The 21215-nt window shown below is 47.5% G+C and carries 20 protein-coding genes and 1 pseudogene; 10 read left to right on the forward strand and 11 right to left on the reverse strand.

Features of this window, described 5'->3' with window-relative positions; genetic code table 11:
* The first annotated feature begins 48 nt into the window (after positions 1-48).
* The 3 genes from MHB72_RS05420 (at position 49) to MHB72_RS05430 (ending at position 1578) form a co-directional block, all read left to right on the forward strand.
* Complete coding sequence (locus MHB72_RS05420; protein ID WP_003180147.1) at positions 49-450, forward strand: hypothetical protein; 402 nt, start codon at positions 49-51, stop codon at positions 448-450.
* Between the two features lie 200 nt (positions 451-650).
* Positions 651-938 (forward strand): hypothetical protein, encoded by a 288-nt coding sequence (locus MHB72_RS05425; RefSeq protein WP_003180149.1) that lies wholly within the window; start codon positions 651-653, stop codon positions 936-938.
* A complete protein-coding gene (locus tag MHB72_RS05430) occupies positions 901-1578 on the forward strand; it encodes an N-acetylmuramoyl-L-alanine amidase family protein (protein WP_009328972.1) in 678 nt (225 codons plus the stop codon). The genes MHB72_RS05425 and MHB72_RS05430 overlap by 38 nt, the downstream gene beginning before the upstream one ends.
* A gap of 206 nt (positions 1579-1784) precedes the next feature.
* Here the strand turns inward: MHB72_RS05430 and crcB are convergent, their stop codons facing one another.
* From crcB to MHB72_RS05445, 3 genes are read right to left on the reverse strand one after another with little or no spacing between them, the layout of a single operon-like run.
* On the reverse strand, positions 1785-2141 hold the full coding sequence (gene crcB / locus MHB72_RS05435) for a fluoride efflux transporter CrcB (protein WP_340901827.1): 357 nt from the start codon (positions 2139-2141) through the stop codon (positions 1785-1787).
* Positions 2138-2539 carry a fluoride efflux transporter FluC gene (locus MHB72_RS05440; RefSeq protein WP_216920936.1) on the reverse strand — a complete coding sequence of 134 codons (402 nt, stop codon included), beginning with the start codon at positions 2537-2539 and terminating at the stop codon, positions 2138-2140. The genes crcB and MHB72_RS05440 overlap by 4 nt, the downstream gene beginning before the upstream one ends.
* Positions 2540-2554: 15 nt before the next feature.
* Positions 2555-3259 (reverse strand): glycerophosphodiester phosphodiesterase, encoded by a 705-nt coding sequence (locus tag MHB72_RS05445; RefSeq protein ID WP_254122200.1) that lies wholly within the window; start codon positions 3257-3259, stop codon positions 2555-2557.
* 191 nt (positions 3260-3450) lie between these two features.
* Between MHB72_RS05445 and MHB72_RS05450 the strand changes: the two genes are divergently transcribed.
* The 3 genes from MHB72_RS05450 to MHB72_RS05460 all read left to right on the forward strand — a co-directional run bounded on the left by MHB72_RS05450 (position 3451) and on the right by MHB72_RS05460 (position 5596).
* Positions 3451-3558 carry a YhdX family protein gene (locus MHB72_RS05450; RefSeq protein ID WP_003180159.1) on the forward strand — a complete coding sequence of 36 codons (108 nt, stop codon included), beginning with the start codon at positions 3451-3453 and terminating at the stop codon, positions 3556-3558.
* Positions 3559-3740: 182 nt separating this feature from the next.
* The gene (locus MHB72_RS05455) at positions 3741-4817 is read left to right on the forward strand and encodes a mechanosensitive ion channel family protein (protein WP_023856529.1); all 1077 of its coding nucleotides are present in this window, start codon (positions 3741-3743) and stop codon (positions 4815-4817) included.
* 29 nt (positions 4818-4846) lie between these two features.
* A complete protein-coding gene (locus tag MHB72_RS05460) occupies positions 4847-5596 on the forward strand; it encodes an NAD-dependent protein deacylase (RefSeq protein WP_216920940.1) in 750 nt (249 codons plus the stop codon).
* A gap of 39 nt (positions 5597-5635) precedes the next feature.
* Here MHB72_RS05460 and MHB72_RS05465 read toward each other — a convergent pair whose 3' ends face one another.
* Together MHB72_RS05465 and MHB72_RS05470 are read right to left on the reverse strand one after the other, a co-directional pair.
* Positions 5636-6130, reverse strand: a complete 495-nt coding sequence (locus tag MHB72_RS05465) for a GNAT family N-acetyltransferase (protein WP_025811792.1) — start codon at positions 6128-6130, stop codon at positions 5636-5638.
* A gap of 135 nt (positions 6131-6265) precedes the next feature.
* Positions 6266-7177, reverse strand: a complete 912-nt coding sequence (locus tag MHB72_RS05470) for a polysaccharide deacetylase family protein (RefSeq protein ID WP_023856532.1) — start codon at positions 7175-7177, stop codon at positions 6266-6268.
* A 293-nt stretch (positions 7178-7470) separates the two neighbouring features.
* On the opposite strand from MHB72_RS05470, the gene dat reads away from it, so the two are divergent.
* Positions 7471-8322 carry a D-amino-acid transaminase gene (dat, locus tag MHB72_RS05475; protein WP_128822871.1) on the forward strand — a complete coding sequence of 284 codons (852 nt, stop codon included), beginning with the start codon at positions 7471-7473 and terminating at the stop codon, positions 8320-8322.
* Between the two features lie 40 nt (positions 8323-8362).
* Here the strand turns inward: dat and nhaC are convergent, their stop codons facing one another.
* Entirely contained in the window at positions 8363-9721 is a 1359-nt protein-coding gene (nhaC, locus tag MHB72_RS05480) for a Na+/H+ antiporter NhaC (protein ID WP_216920942.1), read from the reverse strand.
* Between the two features lie 237 nt (positions 9722-9958).
* On the opposite strand from nhaC, the gene MHB72_RS05485 reads away from it, so the two are divergent.
* A complete protein-coding gene (locus MHB72_RS05485; RefSeq protein ID WP_043054255.1) occupies positions 9959-10939 on the forward strand; it encodes an aldose 1-epimerase in 981 nt (326 codons plus the stop codon).
* Between the two features lie 15 nt (positions 10940-10954).
* Here the strand turns inward: MHB72_RS05485 and MHB72_RS05490 are convergent.
* The 5 genes and pseudogenes from MHB72_RS05490 to MHB72_RS05505 all read right to left on the reverse strand — a co-directional run bounded on the left by MHB72_RS05490 (position 10955) and on the right by MHB72_RS05505 (position 16911).
* Positions 10955-11431: pseudogene (locus MHB72_RS05490) on the reverse strand (DUF4944 domain-containing protein).
* A 77-nt stretch (positions 11432-11508) separates the two neighbouring features.
* Positions 11509-13443 carry a TOMM precursor leader peptide-binding protein gene (locus MHB72_RS05495; RefSeq protein WP_216920952.1) on the reverse strand — a complete coding sequence of 645 codons (1935 nt, stop codon included), beginning with the start codon at positions 13441-13443 and terminating at the stop codon, positions 11509-11511.
* Entirely contained in the window at positions 13443-15299 is a 1857-nt protein-coding gene (locus MHB72_RS05500) for a putative thiazole-containing bacteriocin maturation protein (protein WP_216920955.1), read from the reverse strand. Before MHB72_RS05500 ends, MHB72_RS05495 begins: the two co-directional genes overlap by 1 nt.
* 124 nt (positions 15300-15423) lie before the next feature.
* Positions 15424-15738, reverse strand: a complete 315-nt coding sequence (locus tag MHB72_RS22840) for a heterocycloanthracin/sonorensin family bacteriocin (RefSeq protein ID WP_080131300.1) — start codon at positions 15736-15738, stop codon at positions 15424-15426.
* 672 nt (positions 15739-16410) lie between these two features.
* Positions 16411-16911 carry a universal stress protein gene (locus tag MHB72_RS05505; protein ID WP_023856540.1) on the reverse strand — a complete coding sequence of 167 codons (501 nt, stop codon included), beginning with the start codon at positions 16909-16911 and terminating at the stop codon, positions 16411-16413.
* 521 nt (positions 16912-17432) lie between these two features.
* Between MHB72_RS05505 and MHB72_RS05510 the strand changes: the two genes are divergently transcribed.
* Both MHB72_RS05510 and MHB72_RS05515 read left to right on the forward strand, forming a co-directional pair.
* Positions 17433-19187 carry an ABC transporter ATP-binding protein gene (locus MHB72_RS05510; protein ID WP_216920957.1) on the forward strand — a complete coding sequence of 585 codons (1755 nt, stop codon included), beginning with the start codon at positions 17433-17435 and terminating at the stop codon, positions 19185-19187.
* Positions 19184-21202: an ABC transporter ATP-binding protein gene (locus MHB72_RS05515; RefSeq protein WP_216920959.1), complete on the forward strand. Its 2019-nt coding sequence runs from the start codon at positions 19184-19186 to the stop codon at positions 21200-21202. The genes MHB72_RS05510 and MHB72_RS05515 overlap by 4 nt, the downstream gene beginning before the upstream one ends.
* The last annotated feature ends 13 nt before the right edge of the window (positions 21203-21215 follow it).

Here is a 21215-nt window from a genome sequence, read left to right on the forward strand (position 1 = left end):
TCGTTCGTATATAATGGGAACAAACGTTCTGTTTGAGAGGTGATTGATTTGCTGTGGTACGAAATCATTTCGGAGGAAGAGAGGAAAACGTATATTAAGCGGATCGAATTTCATTTGCGGAATTGGAAAAATTACAAAGCCGCCGTGCTCAATTTAGAAAGGAGGATGGAGAAGGAGCAAAAGAACGGGCTCACCGTCAAAGAAAGAAACGCTGAATATCAGATCGACGCAGAAAAAAGGCTCTATCAATTTTTGCTTGATTCGATGGAAACGGCTGTCTCCGAATTGGATGAGCTCGAGCGGAAGTTGGTGGAATGCCGGTATATTCATAATTGGAGCATGGGAAAATGCGCGATGGAAATCGGCTACAGCGAAAAAACGCTGTTTTTAATGAAGAAATCGCTGCTGGACAAGCTGCTTGTCAGCTTGGCGGCGATCACGAATATTTAACGGATGCGAGGGCTTGTCTCAAACAAGCCCTTCTTTTCTGCGCCGCTTCAGTTTTTTTTCAGGTTCTTGACGCGATGATGACACGGGAGAGGGCAGCTTTTCTTTTATGATAAAGACAAGCTTTAAACAGCGGGGAGGTTTGACACATGTAATGCCGGTCATTTTTTGAGACAAACGCTTCAGGAAAGGAGAGGAAGAACATGGATTTTTCTGAAATTGCGCTCGTTCCGCTGATTACGGGATTGGTGCATACGGTAAAGCTTGTCGGCATTCAGAAACGATTTCTCCCCATCTGTGCAATTGTCTTCGGCATCTCGATTTCTCTCTTGTTTACCGCAGGGGACTGGAAGGAAGATATGATGATCGGAACATGGCTTGGCTTGTCATCAGTTGGATTTTACTCCGGCTCAAAAAACGTCTTGAAACCATTATCAAAGGAGGAGATTGAACATGAAGATTTATTTGGATCCGGGACACGGCGGAAGTGATCCAGGAGCATCGGGAAACGGTTTGCAAGAAAAGGACGTGACGCTTGCGATTGCTCTCAAAATGAATGACATTCTATTAAAAGAGTATGATAACGCAGAGACGAGGCTGAGCAGAACAACAGACAAAACGGTCACACTTCAGGAGCGCACAGATGATGCCAATTCGTGGGGGGCCGATTTATTTGTCTCCATTCATACAAACGCTTTTGACGGTACGGCGTACGGGTATGAAGATTATATCTACAGCGGCTTGACCGATGAATCAGTTACTGCTCTTTATCAACGGATCATTCACGGCGAAGTGATTAAACAGAACGGACTCAGGGACAGGGGAATGAAGAAGGCGAACTTTCATGTTCTCCGGGAAACAGCGATGCACGCCATATTGACGGAGAACGGCTTTATCGATCATCCCGAAGATTCGGCAAAAATGAAAAGCGCCGCTTGGATCGAACAGACGGCGCGGGGACATGCAGCCGGCATCGCACTCTGCCTCGGTCTGACACACAATGAGTTTCCCCTGTATAAAGTGACGATGGACGGGGGACAAATTGGAGCTTACCAAGAAAAAGACGATGTTTTGAACGTTATTTCTGCGAATTGGGACAGCTTTCAAACAGCGGCCATTGAAAAAGGATAAAAAGGGAAGAATCCATTTTGAAGCATTCAAAATGGATTCTTTAATGTGTTTGTATTTTTTTTAGTTGTCCGTGGTGTTCCTTTCTGAACAATGCCATCCAAATCAGGGCACAGCTTTTGCGACGGCGGGCGCAAGAAAAATGACAACCGGAAGTACATGTGCAAGCACCTGTTCATAGCCGAACAAGCATCATTGTTTCATCATCTTCACAAAATCAGCATGCTGCCGGCCCAGAACCCCCCGAGTGAGCATGCCATTGTAAGCAGCATGTAAACCGCTGAATCCTTTACACGTTTTGTAGCCAAAAGCTGAACCGCTTCGACACTGAATGTGGAAAATGTTGTGAACCCTCCGAAAAATCCAGTTCCGACCACGATAGAGACCGTTTGATTGTCAATGCCGAGGCTGACGAATATGCCGAGGGCGAATGAGCCGACAATATTGACCACCATCACGCTGACAGGAAAGCGCGGGCGCGGAAACATCGCCATGAGCATATTGCCGAGCCAAAATCTTAAAACGGAGCCGAATCCTCCGGCGATCATAAATCCAACTGCCATCATGATTGATACCGCTCCTTTTCTTTCCCTGACGCTCCGCTCATCCTTTTGCCGATCATGATGCCCAACAATGCGAAGCACACCCCACAGGCAAGCGACACGATCAAGTACAGAACCCCGATGTGCGGAGCGGCCGATTGCAGCAAAAATACGGTCTCTTTAGAAAAAGCGGACATTGTCGTATATCCTCCGCAAACCCCCGTTCCTAAACATAACTGGACGAGCGGCTTTTTTGCCCGAGCCGCAAAAAAACCTGTCAAAAGGCCGAGGAGAAGGCTTCCAGACGCATTTTCAATAAAAGTCGGCCAAGGAAAACCGGCGGTGCCGCCATGCAGATTGACGAAGTAGCGCAGCAGCGAGCCGAGGGCTCCTCCGATAAAAACGGCAACAGATGATTTCATACTCTTCCTTCTTTCTCAAAAATAATCCGGGTAGTCGGTAATGATCCCGTCGATTTTCCAGCTTTTCAGGCGGCGTCCCGTTTTCTCCCCGTTGACCGTCCAGGCCAGCGCCTTCAAATCACAGCTGTGAATCGATTTGATCAGAAAAGGGCTGACCATCGTAGCTTTCAGGCTGACGTACCGGGCAAACTCCGCGATTTGCCGCAGCCGGGCGCGCGGCAGCATTCCGAATCGCGGCCTGATCAAAACAGCGGTCGGAATCGAAGGATACATGTGATGAAGCGCCCTCATGGCGCCTGCGTCAAACGACTGGACAATCGCGTTCATCGAATGGCCGAACCGGCTGATCAGTTGTCCGGCCGCTTTTTCGATTCCGGGCTGGGTTTTGGACGACTTGATTTCGATGAGAAGGCCCGTCTTGTTGTGATATTTCCCTAGAACAGCTTCAAGTGAAGGGATTTTTTCGCCCTGAAATTCCGGGCTGAACCAGCTTCCCGCATCAAGCTTTTCGAGCTCATTCATCGTATACTCGCGAACGAACCCGGTACCGTTTGTCGTTCTGTCAACTTTGTCATCGTGGATGACGGCAAGTCTGCCGTCTCTTGTCAGCTGTACATCGAGTTCGATAAAATCAGCCCCGAGCTCCACCGCTTTTTCAAAAGCGGCAAACGTATTTTCAGGGGCGTAAGCCGAGGCTCCGCGATGTGCGATAATATGCAAGCATGTCAGCTCCTCTTGATAAAATCTTTCCATCACAAGGATACCCGATTTTGACGATGCAAGTAAATCATTTGACTGAAGCGGACAAAGGGCAGGGAGAAGAGACAAGCGACAAATTTCGGCAAAATGGTACAAAAGGATCATTTACTAAAGATTCTGATATTTTATAATGGACAAAAGGAGGCGAGATGATGGGTAAAGGGAGAATTAAAGTGGAAGAACGGATTAAGATCGAAACCGATGCTGAAATGTTTAAAGCGACTCTCCTTGATCAAACACAGTCTCAGAAGAAGAAATAGCGGTGTTGGCCCGAATCACGTTGTCTCTGGAACAATAAAATATGATGATCATCAGGCTGCCGAAGTGTTCGGCAGCCTTTTATGCGTGTCGACGGTTATTTTTGGTGCACAATAAAGTGAGAAATTTTTTTCTCGTTTTAGTATAATTAAAGCTTGATGAGTGAAATAAGGGAGAGAAAGCAATGTTCGAAAAGTATATGACAATGGATTTCGCTGTCGATATCGGAATCAGCATCGGTATCCTTCTTTTATTTTTCGCGTTTCGAAAAATATTTACGAAGTACTTGTTCAACTTAATACTGAAATTGACGAATAAGACGAAAACAGACTTTTTCAATCAGGTGGTGCTGGCGTTTGAAAAGCCGGCCCGGTGGTTTTTTGCGATACTCGGTATTTATCTGGCCATCATATATTCCCCGTTTTTTGATGGGCATATGGCGATCGTTCATAAACTGTACAGAGTGTCCGTGATTTTGGTTATTGTAAGCGGCCTATACAACTTAACGGCGGCTTCGTCGGTTTTATTCGATAAAATCAATAAGCGGCTTGAGCTTGATATGGATGATATTCTTGCGCCTTTTTTGTCCAAGATTCTCCGCTTTATCATTGTAGCGCTCGGAATCAGCGTCATCGCCGGAGAGTTCAATTATGATGTCAACGGATTTGTTGCCGGACTCGGGCTCGGCGGCTTCGCTTTTGCTCTTGCGGCAAAAGACACTGTCGGCAACTTTTTCGGCGGAATTGTCATTATTATGGAGAAGCCCTTTACAATCGGCGATTGGATTGAAACAAATATCGTCACCGGATCTGTTGAAGATATATCGTTCAGAAGCACGAAAGTCCGCACAGCCGGAGAAGCTCTCGTGACCGTCCCCAACTCGGTGCTGGCTAACGAAGCGATCATGAACTGGACGAAAATGCGAAAGCGTCAGGTCACCTTTACGCTCGAAATCGATCCATCCACCCCGCGCGAGAAAGTCGAACGATGTGTGGAGCGTTTCAAAGAAATGCTCAAGTCGCACGAAGGGGTCAACCCGGATGTCATTATGGTCAATTTTGACGTCCTGAAGGATACGCATTTAAGCATCTTCTTCAACTACTATACCAATACGACGGTCTGGGCCGAAAACTTGGACGTCAGACAGGATGTCAACTACCGCATTCTTGATATTATGAAAGAGGAGCAGGTTGATTTTGTTTCTCCGGGTCACAGCCTCTTTGAGTTGAAGAAAATGAAAGATCAGCAAGGAGATGCTTAGGTAACGCTTTTGGAAGGGAGACAAGCCAAATGGAGGAAAAAGCCCTGAGATTTGTGGAGATGATCGAAAATGCCGAGCGCATTACCGTTTTGACAGGCGCCGGTATGAGCACGGAATCAGGTATTCCCGATTTTCGTTCAGCCGGCGGCATATGGACGGAAGATCTGTCGAGAATGGAAGCGATGAGTCGTGATTATTACGAACGATATCCAAAATTGTTTTGGCCGAAGTTTAAAGAGCTTTTTCAAATGAAAATGACCGGAACTTATCAGCCGAATGACGGGCACCTTTATTTAGCCGATCTCGAGAAAAGCGGTAAGGATGTCAAGGTATTCACGCAAAATATCGACGGACTGCATTTTAAAGCGGGAAGCCGGCATGTATATGAACTGCACGGTTCGATCCAAACAGCCGCATGCCCAAAATGCGGGGCGCGCTATGGTCTTGACCACATTCTTCAAGAAGAAGTGCCAAGATGCCATCGCGTCAATGGCAAGGGGAGAGAATGCGGATTCATATTAAAAACGGATGTCGTGCTGTTCGGCGATGCCGTTCAGCATTTTGACACGCTTTTTGAAGTCCTCAACGAATCCGACCTGCTTTTGGTGATCGGCACTTCACTTGAAGTGGCGCCTGTCAGGTTTGTTCCTGAAGAAGCGCACTTGATCCCAGGCTTGAAGAAAGCGATGATCAATCTCGATAAGACACCTTACGATCATTTATTTGATATTGTCATCCATCAAAAAATCGCCGAGTTTGTTCGGAAGCTTAACTGTTAAAAAGGCGCTCCAGACCGGAGCGCCTTTTTCTGAGCTTCATCACAATTTTTTATAATAAAAAACGGATGTATCGAAGCTGCCGTCTGCAGATTCCGCGTATGCGGGAATGCGGCCGGCTTCGGCAAAGCCGAGCGAAGCGTAAAGAAGGTTGGACGGGTCTTTTTCCCTTGTATCTAGCACGAGAAGAGATCTGCCTTCCTGTTTCGCCCTGTCGATCGCTTTTTCCATTAATGATCTGGCGACGCCCTGCCGCCTGAAGGCGGGATCTGTCATTAACTTGCAGATTTCCGCTCTGTGGCGGCCGTTTTGTTTTGTGCATAAGTGCAATTGAACACTTCCTGCGATCCGGCCGTTTTGTTTGGCAATCCATAACACCGAATCCGGTGTGACGGCTGTTTTCCAATAAGCCTCCGCCAGCTGCTCATCAAGCGGGGGCAGAAAGCCGATCGATGCCCCGTCATCGACGACCCGGATGAGAAGCTCGGCCAATTGATTGGTATATTCGGCAGTCGAATGCAGCTCTTCAATTTTCATTTATTCACCCCATGATATAAAGATAACTGCATCATAATCAGAAAACGGTTTGTTTGGCAACAAGTGTGTCAGATAATCACACTTGCGGGAGGAAATAAAAAAAATCCCCTTCAGCAGGGGATCAGGCATGGGGTGTTATTCATGAACGGGTGTCATCGATTCATCAAGCGTTGCAAATGAATACCCCATGTTTTTTAAATTTGTCAGCAATAACGGCAACGATTGAACCGTTGAAGGAATATCGTGCATCAGGATCACGATCGGCTGTTTTGTCTGCCGCTTTTCCAGCGTATTCAGCTGGTTCATGACTTCCGGAACGAATTTTTGGCTTCTGTATTTCCAGTCCATGCTGTCAATATTCCAGTCCCAATAAACAAATCCGTTCTTTTTCAGCACTTTTTTCTGCGCTTCGGTCAGCGAAGGTTTGCTCCCGTAAGGCGTTCTGATTAAATGGGTTTCAACCCCGGTGATAGACTTCAGCGTTTTTTGAGCCTGCTTCATTTCCAGCTGAGGAGAATTGGCGCCTTTATAAAATTGCTTTTGGTCATGGGTCACTCCGTGAAGTCCAAGTGCATGGCCCTGCTGCTTCATATTGAGAACGGCTTTTTTGTGAAGCTTCATGTTCGGTTCGAGCATGAAGAACGTCGCTTTAGCGTCATGTTCGGATAAAATTTGCAGCAGCCTTTGGCTTACGGCTGAAGGCCCATCGTCAAACGTCAAATAAACCGTTTTTTCCTTCAATTTTTCTTGCTTTTTTTCCGCGGCAGCTTTTTGCTTCTCTTTTTCCTGCTTGCGCTTTTCGATCTGCTGTTTTGTGCTCAAGTGATCGAGAAGTTCGCCTTGCGTTGCTTTTTTGAGCGGAACGCTGTCTCCTTCATGCCTCATTTGGCTGTTTTCCGACACCGTAAGCTCTTTTTTCTCAGCGGCGGCAGAGGACTGTGAAAGGTCCCATACGTACAGGAGAATCAGACACAAAACAAAAAAGCACGCTGCTTTCGTCAACAGATAAGCTACAGATGGGGCAGTTTTTTTTGATACTTGGCGCATGTCACTCTCTCCGTATCATTTTTCTCGTTCCAATGCCATTATAGAATGCTAGTCTCATAAAATAATGGATCACAATGTTTAAGTATACAGGATTGGAAAGAAGATGAATACAGGATGAAGGGAAAAATATATCAAATTTTAATAGAAAATGCTGAACGATGGGGAATGCTGTTTTTTTGATCATGAAGGCGGAGAAAAGTTTTTGGAAATATTGCACTATTTTGAAGGGCAGGGTCGTGTTAGAATGGAATGGAGAAAATTCAGAAGTCAACAAAAAACAAGGGGATGGAGAAATGAAAGTTCTTTTTAACGGCCGGCTGATGGAACGGAGCGAGTGTGCGGTTGATATTGAAGACAGAGGCTACCAATTTGGAGACGGCGTCTATGAAGTCATCCGCATTTACAATGGAATCTTGTTCACGCTTGATGAACACATTGCCCGCTTATATAAAAGCGCAGCCGAAATCGGAATCGACTTGTCTTTTTCAGAAGCCGAGCTGAAAAGCCAGCTGAAAGAGCTCGTCGACATCAATCAAATGCGGGACGGCGGGCTGTATCTTCAAGTGACAAGGGGAAAAGCCCCGAGAAAGCACCAATACGGGGCAGGGCTTACGCCTCAGGTGACGGCTTATACATTTCCTATTCAAAAGCCTGAAAAAGAACAGCAAAACGGCGTTTCAGCTATTACTGCGGACGACATGCGCTGGCTGAGATGCGACATTAAGAGTTTAAATCTGTTGTACAATGTAATGATCAAGCAAAAAGCGCATGAAGCTTCTTCATTCGAAGCGATCTTAATTCGCGACGGGTTGGTGACGGAAGGGACGTCCTCAAATGTTTACGTCGTCAAGAAAAACGTTATCTACACCCATCCTGTGACAACGCTCATCTTAAACGGCATCACGCGGATGAAAGTGCTTCAGCTGTGTGAGCAACACGGCTTGAACTATGAAGAAAAAGCGGTGACAAAGGATGAATTGCTGAATGCGGATGAAGTGTTCATCACGTCAACGACAGCCGAAGTCATTCCGGTCACATCGATTGACGGGCAAACAATCGGCTCCGGAGCGCCCGGACCGCTCACCAAAAATGTGCAGACCGCTTTGCAAAACAGCATTTTGTCCGAGACCGCCAAACCGGTTTAACAAAAGAAAAACGCCGCTTCCAAGGGGAAACGGCGTTTTTTTACTTGCGGAAACCGAACAAAATTGAAAAGAGCGGCGATAAATATAGGAAAAACACAAACGGCAAATATTCAATAACGGGAACGCCGAGCGCGCTGGACATGAACGCGCCGCTGACTCCCCAAGGAATCATCGGATTGATCAATGTCCCTCCGTCTTCAAGCGATCTCGACAAATGTTTCCGGTCGATTCCGAGCTTGTCATACAGCTTTTTAAAGGACTGTCCGGGAATCAAGATCGATAAATACTGTTCGCCTGTCGCCAGGTTCATGCCGATGCTTGATGAAACGGTTGAGAACACAAGCCGGCCTTTCGTATGAATGCCCTTGATCACACCTTCAAGCAGGCTTGTAATCAGGCCGATCTTTTCCATGAGACCGCCGAGCGCGAATGCGATGATAATCAGGGAAACAGAGCCCATCATCGATTGAAGGCCGCCGCGGTTTAAAATTTTCTCAACGGCTTCAGTGTCGGCTGAGAAAACAGGACCATTCTGCATCGCTGACAAAAACGATGAAATGCTGGCGTCAGGCTGTATCAACGCGGCAAGAATTCCGGCGGAAACGATCCCCGCTGCAAGCGACGGAATGACGGGCGTTCGTCTGACAGCAAGTACAATCACAAGAAGAGGCGACAGAAGCGCCCAGACGCTAATGTTGACTGAACCTTCTATTCCGTTTATGATCGCTTGAATGTTTTCGGTAGAAGCTGGTGCCGCCGTTAAAGAACGGCCCATGAAAAAGAAAAGCAAAATCGTGATCAAAAGAGCGGGGATCGTCGTTCCCGCCATATGTCTAATATGCTTGAAAATGGGAAGCTCTCCGACTCCTGCGGCAAAATTAGTCGTGTCAGACATCGGAGACATTTTGTCACCGAAACAGGCGCCGCAAATCACAGCTCCCGCCGCCCATGTCAGTGGAACGCCGGCCGCCGCGGCCACGCCGATGAGGGCGACGCCGATCGTGCTGACCGTCGTAAAGCTGGAGCCGACCAATGAACTGATCACAAGACAGCTGAAAAGTGCGGTGAGCAGCAGGTGCTGCGGTTCAATCAGATTCAACGCGTAAACCGTTACCGTCGGAATCGCGCCGCTGTACTCCCAGACTCCGATTAAGATGCCGATTAAACAAAGGACGATAATCGGCTGAACACCATTCCGGATGCCTGAGACAATGCCGCTTTCAAGGTCTTTCCAGGAATGGCCTTTCACCGCGCCGACCGCAGCTAAAAAACCAACGCAAATCAACAGCGGTATGTGCGCTTCTGCTTTAAATATGAATAAGCAGGTGAAAATAATGAACAATATGGCTAAAAACAATAGAGCCGATATGGAAAACGATAGACGTTTTTCGTTTGACAAGTCACACACCTCATTAGAAGAAATATCTCTCTTTAATACTTTGATGCTTTTGTGCATAAACGTATTATAACAGAAAAATAGATTATATACTTAAATTAAAATATTTCAAACATTTTTCAAAGGTTCGCCCATTCTCTTTTGAAAGCGCTGACTTTTTTAAGATATAATAGATTGGAGATAGGCATGTACTTGATACACGTTTCACTGATCCTTTAGCCAAAATAGGGGGAAATGCGAATGTCTTACACTGTTCAGAAAAGCCGGTTTTTAGATGAGGAAGCGATCTGGTTGGAAAATGATGATTTAGAGGCTGTACTTGTGCCCGGGTGGGGAAGCAATTTAATTTCACTGAAGTGGAAGCCGAGCGGTTTGAAATTGTTGAAAACGCCTGAAACAAAGGAAGAATATAACGCGAATCCGTTTTTATTCGGAATTCCTGTTCTTTTTCCTCCCAACCGGATCGACCACGGAAGATTTACATATGCGGGAAGAACGTACGAGCTGCCGATCAATGAAAAGCCGCTCGAAAACCACCTGCACGGATTTCTTTACGATAAAAAATGGACGGTCGAAAAAGTGGAGGCAACAGAAGAGAGGATCATCGTGCAGACGAAGCTGGACTCTGATGATCATCCCGATATTAAAGCGATCTTTCCGCACTCGTTTTCCATCACCATCACTTACACGTTAGAAGGACAGCATCTGAAAATCGATGCATCGGCTGTCAACCGCGGTCAAGACCCGATGCCGATCGGATTGGGGTACCACACATCTTTCCGCTATCCTTTAAACGAAGCAGGAGATAAAGAAAGGTGTCTGTTTACTCTTCCTGCCTCAAAGCGATGGACGCTGACAGACCGCATGCTGCCGACAGGCGAGTATCGGGTGACAGAGGAGTTCAAAGCGGGAAAAATGGCAGCGGGAGAAAGGCTTGACGATATATTGGCAGCTGAACAAGACCAGGAAGGAAACAGCGCGGCCGTCATTGCGGACAGCCTCGCCGGCATTCGCGTCCGCTACCAATGCGACGGTCATTTTAAGCACTGGGTTGTGTTTAACGGTACATCTGATCAGGATGACCTGCTTTGTATAGAGCCATATACTTGGATGACGAATGCACCGAACCTCAACCTTCCGAAGGATGTGACCGGATTTCGGGATTTGGGGCCGCAGGAAGAGCTGACGATGCGAAGCAAAATTGAGGTGGGCGGAATATAATCGATATTCCGCCTTTTACCATGAGCTTTTATCAAGCGTAAATGCTGTATGGGACGCTTGTTTGCCCTCTCTCCAATCCAATTGAACCGTGATCTTGCGGCCGGCGAATTCGGCTTCTTCAAGCTCTTCCAAAAAAGAAACGGATTGTTCTTTTGACCCTCCGCCGGGGAATTCGCCTCCCGCGTAATCTTTCATCGGCGTTTCGATTTAGGAGTTCAAAACGATTTCATCACCAAACTTTACGACCAATTTTTCCAAATATGTATCGTCCAGCCGCTCCCGGTTACCTGTCCAATACAGGTTCCCGCTGAATTCGCGGCCTTCATCGCCTTTTTTAATCACGGCCTCCCAATTTCCGTCAGCGCTTTGTCCGTTCCATTTCGGGTATTCCGTCATATAGAAGCTTATCAGTCTGCCGCCGAGATAAACGGCGCAAAAGGCCATGAAGAGGGAGGAGATGAATAGAACCGGCCGCTTGTATTCCTGTTTCATATTAACCACCGCCTAAAAAGTTCTGCTTTATGATCATAAAGCAGAACAATCGGAAAAAAAAGCCGCTCTCTTAAATTTTAAGGGAACGGGTGCGGGTGCAGGTTCAGCTGTTCTGGTGTTAACGGCTCTTCTGCAAAGCCGAGCTCCTTCGGCACCGTGAAAATTCTCTCAAGTCCTTCCAGGCGGATGAAGCGCTGTCCGAATGTCATCGGAATCAGGCCCGGGATAAGCACTTTCACACAGTAAAGTCCGTTCCGTTTGATAACAGGGGAAGTCTGGTCAACGACAATCACTTCAAGATTGAGACTCCGGAAAGCTTCAAGCAGGTCGCAGAGATCTTCGGTTAAATCAAGGTGTTTCTTTCTTTTTTTAAAGGCATCGTCGAATGTTTGTAGAGGCCGGCTTTGATTCAGCAAAAACCGGAGTCGCTCTTCAGCTTCAGGCAGTCCGTACATGAAGCTGTGATCCTCCATTTCCTGCACTAAAGCAGGATTGCGGAGCATCTGGTGATATTTGCTCCTTTCAGATTCAAATTTGCGGTCGTGCTTCAACATCATGCCTGCCAGCTCATGAAGGGCGCTTTTCACCGCTTTTACGGGATCGGGGTGGGCCCCTGCGGAACAAATCAGATTCAATCCTTCCCGTTTTCTGTTTTTGGCGATCGCCCAAACGCTTGGAATGCCGTATTCCATCGTTGAATTAAAGACATGCAGATCATATCCCGCCACACTTCGCACCCTCTCTGTCATGAGGCGTAATTCCGGATCTTCTGAAGAGCCGAGATCCAGCTGCCGAAGTGGGAGCCTGGCGTACCAGGCAAGCAAAAATGAATCGCGCTCAGCGGCTTCTAGTATGGCATGGAAAATCGCTTCCTCCAAACTCCCTCCAAGTGCACAGCCGTTCGATGTTTCATAGACGAAGCTGTCTTCGCGCCCCAGGCTGTAATAGGCGAGCGATTCAGGAATGAGAATCGGCCGTTTCTGCAAAAATGAATAGCCCCATACCCAGTGAAGAGGACGGGCCGGGTGAAATGGCTGAAAAGGAAAATCGGGATGCATGTATTGTTCCGCTTGATGGAGCCCGACTTTTGCCGGGTTGAGCGCACGATCCTTTACATTTTCATAGGTGTCATGTACGACCGTCCGTTTGCCGCGCGGTTCAATTCCGGAATAACGTTCCAAACCCTCTAAAATGGCGGTCAATTCGCTGTCTTCATACGAATGGCTCCGCCCTCCGACACCTTCATTTCCCGTCCATAAAGGCATATTGACGATCATATCGGCGAACGGCAGAATCGCGTCATAAATTTTGGTGTTGAATATCCCCGTTCTATGATCCAGATAGTCTTTGGCGAGCGTTTGTTTTAAATCGTCCGTGTTTCGCACGCGAAAGCTGTCCGGGTTCGTTTTCAGACTGGGCCGAAGCGATATCCGTGCGGATTCCGCTCCGTCTTCAGGCAGACTGCCGCATATAGGGCATGTCGGTTCCGGGATGAAAGCGTGGAGCGAACTTTCTAACGTTTTCAAATTGACGATGTATAGGTTTTTTTTCAACCGGCCGCACCCGCCGTTCATGATGTTGTCGACTTCTGTGCAGATCAGGCTGACAATTTGGCGGCAGCCGGTCTTTGAAACCCACGGATCGCGGCTTATGCCATTGCTTTTTTGTTCCAGTTCAAGGGTCTCTCTGCTGTCGGGGCCGGAGATATACCGCCTCATATCGGCGCATTGGGAACATCCTGACGCTGACGGAATAACGAGCGGTCCGATGACCCCTTCGCCAAAAGATGCAAACCCGCGAAGCCACGGAATCCCTGCTGCCCTTAGCACCTTTTCCGCCTCGCGGTATAATAAAGGCCGCCAAGCATCGTGCAGCACAAGAGCGAACGCAGTCTCCTCCGGTATGCTGTTCTCAAAATCAGACCTTCGGATAATGTTATATTCAGCAGATAATTGTTGTGATGCGTCTTCTGCCATCAATCCTTCGCCAATGACCAAAATGCAGCGGTTCATCAAGATTCCTCCTTTCGCAACTGCACGCAGTAAATGCCTGCCAGTTTTTCTTTGAAAAATGGTTCAGCAGGCAGCTCATAGACATAAAGCTGCAAGTCGCAGTTGTTTTTCAAGGCGGAAAGCAGTGTTTGCTGCAAATCAGCGGAAACGGGGGTAGCAAGCTTCAGGTCACTAGACTCCAGCAAAACATCCGCGCCTTTCACAGGGTCTTTGTCTGTCAGCGCCCGTTCGAGCGCTTTTCTGAGAGCGAATGTGATGTTGAGTCCAGAACTTCCGTACCAGCGGCCGCGAATTCCCGCCCATGCGACAGGGAAGCCTTGTATGTTTTTTCCTAAACCGATTTCCGGTTTGCCGTACAAGACTGTCAGCGTTTTTAAATAAAATGCGGTATGCCGGTCTTCCATTCCGCCTAGCTGAACGAGGGAAATCGTTTCTTTTCCGCTTTTGATCCGTTCTCGCAACCGGTGTTCCAAGCATTTCTCCAATCCCCTTAATACGCCTTCAGCCAGCGTTTCCCCGGCGGCGATCGCGAACAACTCCCCGTTATTCGGATAAGAACGGTTCAACCTTGATGCATACATTTCAATACCCGTCAGCCCGGCTTCCCGCCGCGCCTCTTGATGGGTCAAACCGACCGACACCGTCTCGGGCAAAAGCTCCGCAGGTCCGGAAGAGAGCGGGTCTGCTGTCTGAACAAAGCATTGTGCTAAAGGAAGCTGCCGCAAATGTTTCTCTTCCCACAGATGAAAAATGCCCGTTACAGGTGAGGTCAGTTCACTGAAACATTGAAATAACCTGCTTTCTGCTTCTCTTCCGGGGCGCTCCGAAAGTTTCGCTTCAAGGTCGCAGATGAGTTCAGGCGAATCCTTGCCGCAAGCGAAGTCCGGATGCGGAAGAAACATATGCCAGCCGCCTTCGAGCGTTGCCAAATCAATCAGATACACTTGATTCTTCTTAGATAATTGTGCAATCTCAGCAGTTGCTTTCATCAATTCGAACACAATAACGTTTGCCAGCATGTCTTTCCCTGCCGAAGGAAAAGTTCGAAGAGCCCGTTCTTCATGGAGCGCAGGCCGATGGAGGCGCCTCCAGGCATCCTTCAGGCAACCGTCTCCTTGTTGATGAAAGACAGGGCCTGCCAGTCCGACTTGTTTCAGGCAGATCCCGGGTATGAAGCCTTTGTTCTCTTCGAGGCAAAACGTTTGAAGATCGCGGAGCTCATCTGTGAAGCCGCGGTCAGAGACATACAGAACCCAATCGGCAGATCGCACCGCTTCCCGCCAGTGTTGCGTTTCGGCGCAGCCAATCTCCAGTCCGCTTTCGGTTTGCCCTGATATTTCTGCCAGTTCGTCTAAAGCGCGCCCGGATGCATCCGTCACGATCGCACGGATTCTTGAAAAACCGGAATCGATCAGCGACCGGACCAATTTTGTGAGAAAGGAGCCGGCCCCTATAGCCAATATTTTGGTTTGACGCGACAGCTGAAAGCGGTAAGCGCCGGAATCGGCAAAGCTCTCAATAAATTCGATTTGGGCTTCAAACGTTTGAAGCACTGAGCTTTCCAGTTTGTGCGGGTGATCCCGGCTTACGTCGCGAACGAACCCGTTTTTATAAAGCATTTCTCCGATTTCATATACTCTCTTTTGGTACGGAGCCTGCAGCCCTTTTGTCAAGTCTTCAAGCGAATGTTCCCCGTTGAACATCGGCAGAAGTTTTTCGATCCATTGAGCAATCGAAGATCCTTTTATGCGAAACGACCCGGAATTATTTCTAAAATATGCGCCGCCGTTCGGATCAGGAAGAAACCATGTATCCTGGTTTACTTTCAGGCGAGCGGAAGCAGTCAGGTGTGTCATGCTCTTCCTCCTTCAATGTTTTAAAAACAAGGCATACCATTATATGTAATTTTGTTTGTCCTTTATGCAATAGAAGACCCCTGCGGCAAAAGAGGCAGGGGAAGTCTTCTTTTTTATAAAAAAACTACATGCCTCCGCGCCAACAGCTCCAACAGCAATGGCCCGCGCAGCTCCAACAACTGTGGCCCATGCAGCTCCAACAGCTGTGGCCCATACAGCTCCAGCAGCTGTGGCCCGCACAGCTCCAACAGCTGTGACCCGCGCAGCTCCAACAGCTGTGACCCATGCAGCTCCAACAGCTGGCACAGCTTCCGCAGCTCCAGCAGCTTGCGCAGTGTTTAACATTGGCGTGATGACGGTCCGCATCCCAATGCGTCATATCTTCTGCCTGGAATTGATCCATCTCCAACGACTGCAGTTCATCATGGAATGGTTGCATTTAATATCCCCCTCATCGATAAAATTTTTTGACCAAAACACAATAAAAAAAGAATGAAACATAAGCAAAGTCAGATTAAGTCAAATACCCCGGGTACTCACAAGATCAAATTATGAGGTCTGTTAGGTGGTTGTTACTAATTTGAACGCCTATTTTTCCTGTTATTGGATTTCGCTGGAGAGGGGCTTTTATTTTGCGGCAGTTTATTGATATAAAGATCGTTGGGACTGAAGAGAGGGGGGATACTAAGTAAAACCAAGAATGCGGGGCAAGGCGGAGAAAGAAATCAATTGTAAGTCATGTGGAGTGAAAGTCAAATTTCAAGGGAAACGTCTAAAGTGAAGAAAGCCTAGAGGATAAAGGTAACCATTCGGCTTAGCAGGAAAAATCAATTGGCGTTGTATATAGCAGTAGAGGATCATTCGCGGGAACAGTGCCCTTGCAGTTTTATACTGATGCAAATGCTTATGTATGACTGCAAAAACAGGTTCTTTCTACAAGTATGTTTTCATAGAGAAGGAGAGATTGCTTTGATCAATTTTTCAATAATAAATGCGGTCATAGTATTAGGAGTCTTCCTATCCATTGTGTGGGGCATGATCTATATTATGAACAGGAGAAGATCGTAACATGATGAGAGGCCGGACATTTGACCGGCCTCTTTTAAAATCGTTATTTTACAATTAGCACAGGGATCTCCGATTTTGTCGATATCTTGTCACTGACACTGCCAAACAGGAGCTTTTTCAGGCGGTTTTGGTCGCGCGTACCCGTGATGACAAGGTCAGCGCCGATATTTTCCGCATGTTGTAGAACTGCGTTGGCCGGGTCGCCTTCCAACACCTCTATTTCCGCGTCGTACTGGTTTTCGCTCAATATGATTTTCGCTGCCGCAATCGCTTCTTCCGCGCTGTCCTCATAGATCATGGGTTCACCGGCCAAGTCTGAATCGTGGGGGACCCGGGGCGCGGCCGGGAAGCCGCTGTAAAGGTATGGCGCGCCGGCAGCGGGTCTTTCAGTCGCAGCCTCTGTTCTCACTTGCCTCGGTTCATGGACATGGGCGACGGTCAATTGCGAGCCGAGCCTTTTCGAGAGGTCGATCGCTTTTTTCAGCGCTTTTTTGCTTTCCTCTTTTCCGTCAAACGCGACAATGATCCGGTCAGCTTTAAACAAATTGATCATTCCTTTCAGAATGGATTTACTTTTATATTACCCGTTTTCCCAACAAATCTAACGAAATATGAGAATATGAATCAAAAGCCCGCCATTCGCCAAAAAAACAAATTGACAAATAAAGGGCCGTGCTATAAGATGGAAAATATTAATAAGATTGGAGGGTATCGTCATGTTTAGAAATATCAAAGCATCAGTTCAACAACAAAAGCACCTTAACGTGACATTTTTATACCTTCCTTACGATCAGGGCTCTGTTTCACTTTAACAATTTTCAAAAGGAAGGCGCATGTCGCGTGAACAAGCGTACATGCGCCTTTTTATATGAAAAAAGGCATGCTGGTACACAGTGTGCCTTTTTTTTCTGAGAAAAAACATTCTGTTCCCGATGCGGAGCAGCATGTTTTTCTAATAAATAAACCGCACATAAGGAGGAATTTTTTATGCCGAGTATCAGAAAAAACGAAATCAAAGATTGTAAGGAAAAACTTGAAGGCGGCTAAAAAAGGAGAGGATATTAGATGTTTTCTGTTTTATGGAAGCTGGGCTGGTTTTTTAAAGCCTCTTGGCGGCGCTACACGATAGCAGTCGTCCTATTGATTATTGTAAACGTATTGGAAATGTTTCCGCCGAAGCTGCTTGGCAACGCGATTGACGACATGCAGGCAGGCACTTTTTCAAAGGCCGGCATGCTCGGCTATATCGGTTTATTTCTCGCGCTTGGCGCAGTTGTTTATATCTTGTCCTATTATTGGATGTATCAGCTGTTTGGGGGAGCGAACCTGGTCGAAAAAATCCTCAGATCCAAGCTGATGGGCCATTTGCTGAAAATGACCCCGTCTTTTTACGAGAAAAACCGTACAGGGGATTTGATGGCGAGGGCGACAAATGATTTAAAAGCGATTTCCATGACGGCGGGCTTCGGCATTTTGACCTTGGTCGATTCGACGATGTATATGCTGACGATTCTTTTGACGATGGGTCTTTTGATCAGCTGGAAGCTGACGCTTGCTTCGATCATTCCCCTTCCGCTGATGGCGGCTGCCATCAGCATCTACGGGAAAAAAATTCATGAGCGTTTCACGGAAGCGCAGGATGCGTTTGGCGCTTTAAATGATCGAGTGCTCGAGTCCGTGTCAGGGGTAAGGGTGATCCGGGCCTATGTACAGGAGAAAAATGATGTCAGCCGGTTCAACAGCATGACGGCTGATGTGTACAAGAAAAATATGAAAGTCGCTTTGATCGATTCGCTGTTCGAACCGACGGTGAAGTTTTTGGTCGGGATCAGCTATTTAATCGGTCTTGGCTACGGCGCCTATCTTGTTTTCCGCAGCCAGCTGACATTGGGTGAACTCGTCTCTTTCAACGTGTACCTCGGCATGCTGATCTGGCCGATGTTTGCGATCGGAGAACTGATCAATGTCATGCAGAGGGGAAATGCTTCGCTTGACAGAGTAAATGAAACATTGGCATATGAGCCTGATGTGAGAGAGCCCGCCGAACCTGAAGCAGCGGAACCGGGCGATATTGTGTTTGACGGGGTCGCTTTTACGTACCCGAGCTCCGCGTCGGAAAACCTGGCCGATATTTCATTTACCGTATTAGAAGGACAGACGGTCGGAGTCGTCGGAAAGACGGGAAGCGGCAAAACGACGTTAGTCAAGCAGCTGCTGAGGCAGTACCCGAAAGGAAAAGGAACGATCACCATTTCGGGCGTGCCGATTGACCGCCTGCCGCTTGATCAGCTTCGCAGCTGGATCGGGTATGTGCCTCAGGACCACGTGTTGTTTTCAAAATCGGTGAAAGACAATATTTTGTTCGGCGGACGACTCGCCGAGGAACGCGATTTATACGATGTCATCTCTGCAGCACATCTGAAAAAGGATATTGAGATGCTTTCAGACGGCTTGGAGACAATGGTCGGAGAGAAGGGCGTCGCTTTATCCGGGGGGCAGAAACAAAGGATTTCAATTGCGAGAGCGATGATTGCGGAGCCCCATATTTTGATCTTGGATGATTCGCTGTCCGCCGTCGATGCGAAAACGGAAGCGGCGATTATTGAAAACATCCGCAGCAGGCGGAAAGGCAAAACGACCTTTATTACATCACATCGGATGTCGGCCGTCGAACACGCCGATTTCATTCTCGTCATGGAAAATGGAAGGATCGTTGAAAGAGGGACGCATCAGGAACTGATCGGCCGGAAAGGCTGGTATTTTGAACAATACGAAGCACAGCAGCTTCCTTCGGGAGAAGAAGGGGGGACTGTAGCATGACAACAGGAAAAAGGCTTTTCCAATATGCGCTTCTTTACAAAAAAATTCTCATCTGGGCGCTCGTCATGCTGACGATTGCCGTCACAGCCGAGCTGACGGGACCGATGATCGCCAAAAAGATGATCGACGATCATATTCTCGGAATTGAAAAAACGTGGTATGAAACGACAGAGAAGACGAAATATACCGTTTCCTATAAAGGAAAGGAATATATCAGGGAGGACAGGACAGACTCTTCAGCTGAAAAGCTGCAGGAAGTTCACATCTTTCAAGTCGGCATGAACTACTACTTTGTGGAGGAACCGGTTTCCTTTGACGGAGAGCGGACGGTATCCGGAGAAGAGCTGAGAATGACAAGCGGAGACCGGACGGAAACCTACAAGGCCGATCGCCTGTCTTTGTCAGAAGTGTATGCTTTTTACGAGCCTGAAATAGGAGGGCTGATTTCACTCGTTTCTATTTATTTCGGCCTTCTCGTCTTCTCGATCTTTTTCCATTACGGCCAATTCTACCTCTTGCAGATGAGCGCAAACCGCATCATTCAAAAGATGAGGCAGGATGTATTCGCCAACATTCAAAGGCTACCTATCCGCTATTTTGATAATTTGCCGGCAGGAAAAATCGTTGCAAGGGTGACGAATGATACCGAAGCGATCCGCGACCTGTATGTGACCGTTCTTTCGACGTTTGTCACAAATATCATTTATATGGCCGGAATATTCGCCGCGCTGTTTTTCCTTGATGTCAGGCTGGCCGGCGTCTGTCTGTTGATTTTGCCCCTGATTGTCATTTGGGCGGCCGTTTATCGAAAATTCGCTTCTGGCTACAATCATAAACTCAGGTCAATCAACAGCGAGATCAACGCCAAAATGAATGAATCGATTCAAGGCATGCCGATTATTCAGGCATTCCGTCGCGGACAGGACACAAAAGAAGAATTTGAACAGCTGAACGAGAGCCACTTTCATTACCAAAATAAAATGCTGAAATTGAATTCGCTTATGTCCCACAACTTGGTCAACATTCTCAGAAATGTGATGTTCACCGCTTTAATCTGGTATTTCGGGGGAGCTGCCCTGAACGCGGAAGGAATGATTTCAATCGGCGTCCTTTATGCATTCGTTGATTACTTGAATCGTTTATTTCAGCCGATTACGGGCATTGTCAACCAGTTTGCCAAGCTTGAATTGGCTCGCGTATCATCGGAGCGGGTTTTCCGCCTGCTGGATGAGCCAGGCGTCGACGTCAAAGAGCCGGGCAGCGAAAGAGCGCGGGGGCGAGTCGTATTTGAAGATGTATCTTTTCGCTATCATGACGGTGAAGATGTGCTGAAAAACATCTCATTTGAAGCGCAGCAAGGGGAGACCGTTGCATTGGTCGGCCATACAGGCTCAGGAAAAAGCTCCATTTTAAATGTACTTTTCCGCTTTTACGATATTGAAAAGGGCGATGTCAAAATCGACGGCAGAAGCATATACGATATGTCAAGGCAGGAAATCAGAAAGCAGATGGGCATCGTTCTCCAGGATCCTTACTTATTTTCCGGCACGATTGCTTCAAATGTCAGCCTTGACAATGCTGATTTGACCAGAGATCAAATAGAAGCCGCCTTGAAACAGGTTGGGGCACTTGAAATGCTCGCCCGCCTGCCGAAAGGTCTTGACGAGCCGGTCATCGAAAAAGGAAGCACCCTTTCGTCAGGGGAAAGACAGCTGATCTCGTTTGCGCGTGCGCTGGCATATGATCCGGCTATTCTTATTTTAGACGAGGCAACGGCCCATATCGATACGGAAACAGAAGCGGTCATTCAAAAAGCGCTTGATGTTGTTAAACAAGGGCGCACGACCTTTATCATCGCCCACAGGCTGTCAACGATCAAAAACGCCGACCAGATTCTCGTTCTTGAAAAAGGCCGGATTATCGAAAGGGGAAATCATGAAGAGCTGATGAAGCAAAAAGGACAATACTATCAAATGTATGAACTGCAAAAGGGAAAAGGAACCCTGACAGGGTAAGCCGGATCTTCAC

This window comes from Bacillus sp. FSL K6-1284, from assembly GCF_038002625.1.
Classification (GTDB): Bacteria; Bacillota; Bacilli; order Bacillales; family Bacillaceae; genus Bacillus; species Bacillus paralicheniformis.

What these genes read in the sequence shown, in the direction of transcription:
- MHB72_RS05425 (WP_003180149.1), top strand. Translation starts at nt 651, where the DNA reads ATGGATTTTTCTGAAATTGCGCTCGTTCCGCTGATTACGGGATTGGTG.
- MHB72_RS05430 (WP_009328972.1), top strand. Translation starts at nt 901, where the DNA reads ATGAAGATTTATTTGGATCCGGGACACGGCGGAAGTGATCCAGGAGCA.
- crcB (WP_340901827.1), bottom strand. Translation starts at nt 2,141, where the DNA reads ATGATGGCAGTTGGATTTATGATCGCCGGAGGATTCGGCTCCGTTTTA.
- MHB72_RS05440 (WP_216920936.1), bottom strand. Translation starts at nt 2,539, where the DNA reads ATGAAATCATCTGTTGCCGTTTTTATCGGAGGAGCCCTCGGCTCGCTG.
- MHB72_RS05450 (WP_003180159.1), top strand. Translation starts at nt 3,451, where the DNA reads ATGGGTAAAGGGAGAATTAAAGTGGAAGAACGGATTAAGATCGAAACC.
- MHB72_RS05455 (WP_023856529.1), top strand. Translation starts at nt 3,741, where the DNA reads ATGTTCGAAAAGTATATGACAATGGATTTCGCTGTCGATATCGGAATC.
- MHB72_RS05460 (WP_216920940.1), top strand. Translation starts at nt 4,847, where the DNA reads ATGGAGGAAAAAGCCCTGAGATTTGTGGAGATGATCGAAAATGCCGAG.
- MHB72_RS05465 (WP_025811792.1), bottom strand. Translation starts at nt 6,130, where the DNA reads ATGAAAATTGAAGAGCTGCATTCGACTGCCGAATATACCAATCAATTG.
- MHB72_RS05470 (WP_023856532.1), bottom strand. Translation starts at nt 7,177, where the DNA reads ATGCGCCAAGTATCAAAAAAAACTGCCCCATCTGTAGCTTATCTGTTG.
- dat (WP_128822871.1), top strand. Translation starts at nt 7,471, where the DNA reads ATGAAAGTTCTTTTTAACGGCCGGCTGATGGAACGGAGCGAGTGTGCG.
- MHB72_RS05485 (WP_043054255.1), top strand. Translation starts at nt 9,959, where the DNA reads ATGTCTTACACTGTTCAGAAAAGCCGGTTTTTAGATGAGGAAGCGATC.
- MHB72_RS05495 (WP_216920952.1), bottom strand. Translation starts at nt 13,443, where the DNA reads ATGAACCGCTGCATTTTGGTCATTGGCGAAGGATTGATGGCAGAAGAC.
- MHB72_RS05500 (WP_216920955.1), bottom strand. Translation starts at nt 15,299, where the DNA reads ATGACACACCTGACTGCTTCCGCTCGCCTGAAAGTAAACCAGGATACA.
- MHB72_RS22840 (WP_080131300.1), bottom strand. Translation starts at nt 15,738, where the DNA reads ATGCAACCATTCCATGATGAACTGCAGTCGTTGGAGATGGATCAATTC.
- MHB72_RS05510 (WP_216920957.1), top strand. Translation starts at nt 17,433, where the DNA reads ATGTTTTCTGTTTTATGGAAGCTGGGCTGGTTTTTTAAAGCCTCTTGG.
- MHB72_RS05515 (WP_216920959.1), top strand. Translation starts at nt 19,184, where the DNA reads ATGACAACAGGAAAAAGGCTTTTCCAATATGCGCTTCTTTACAAAAAA.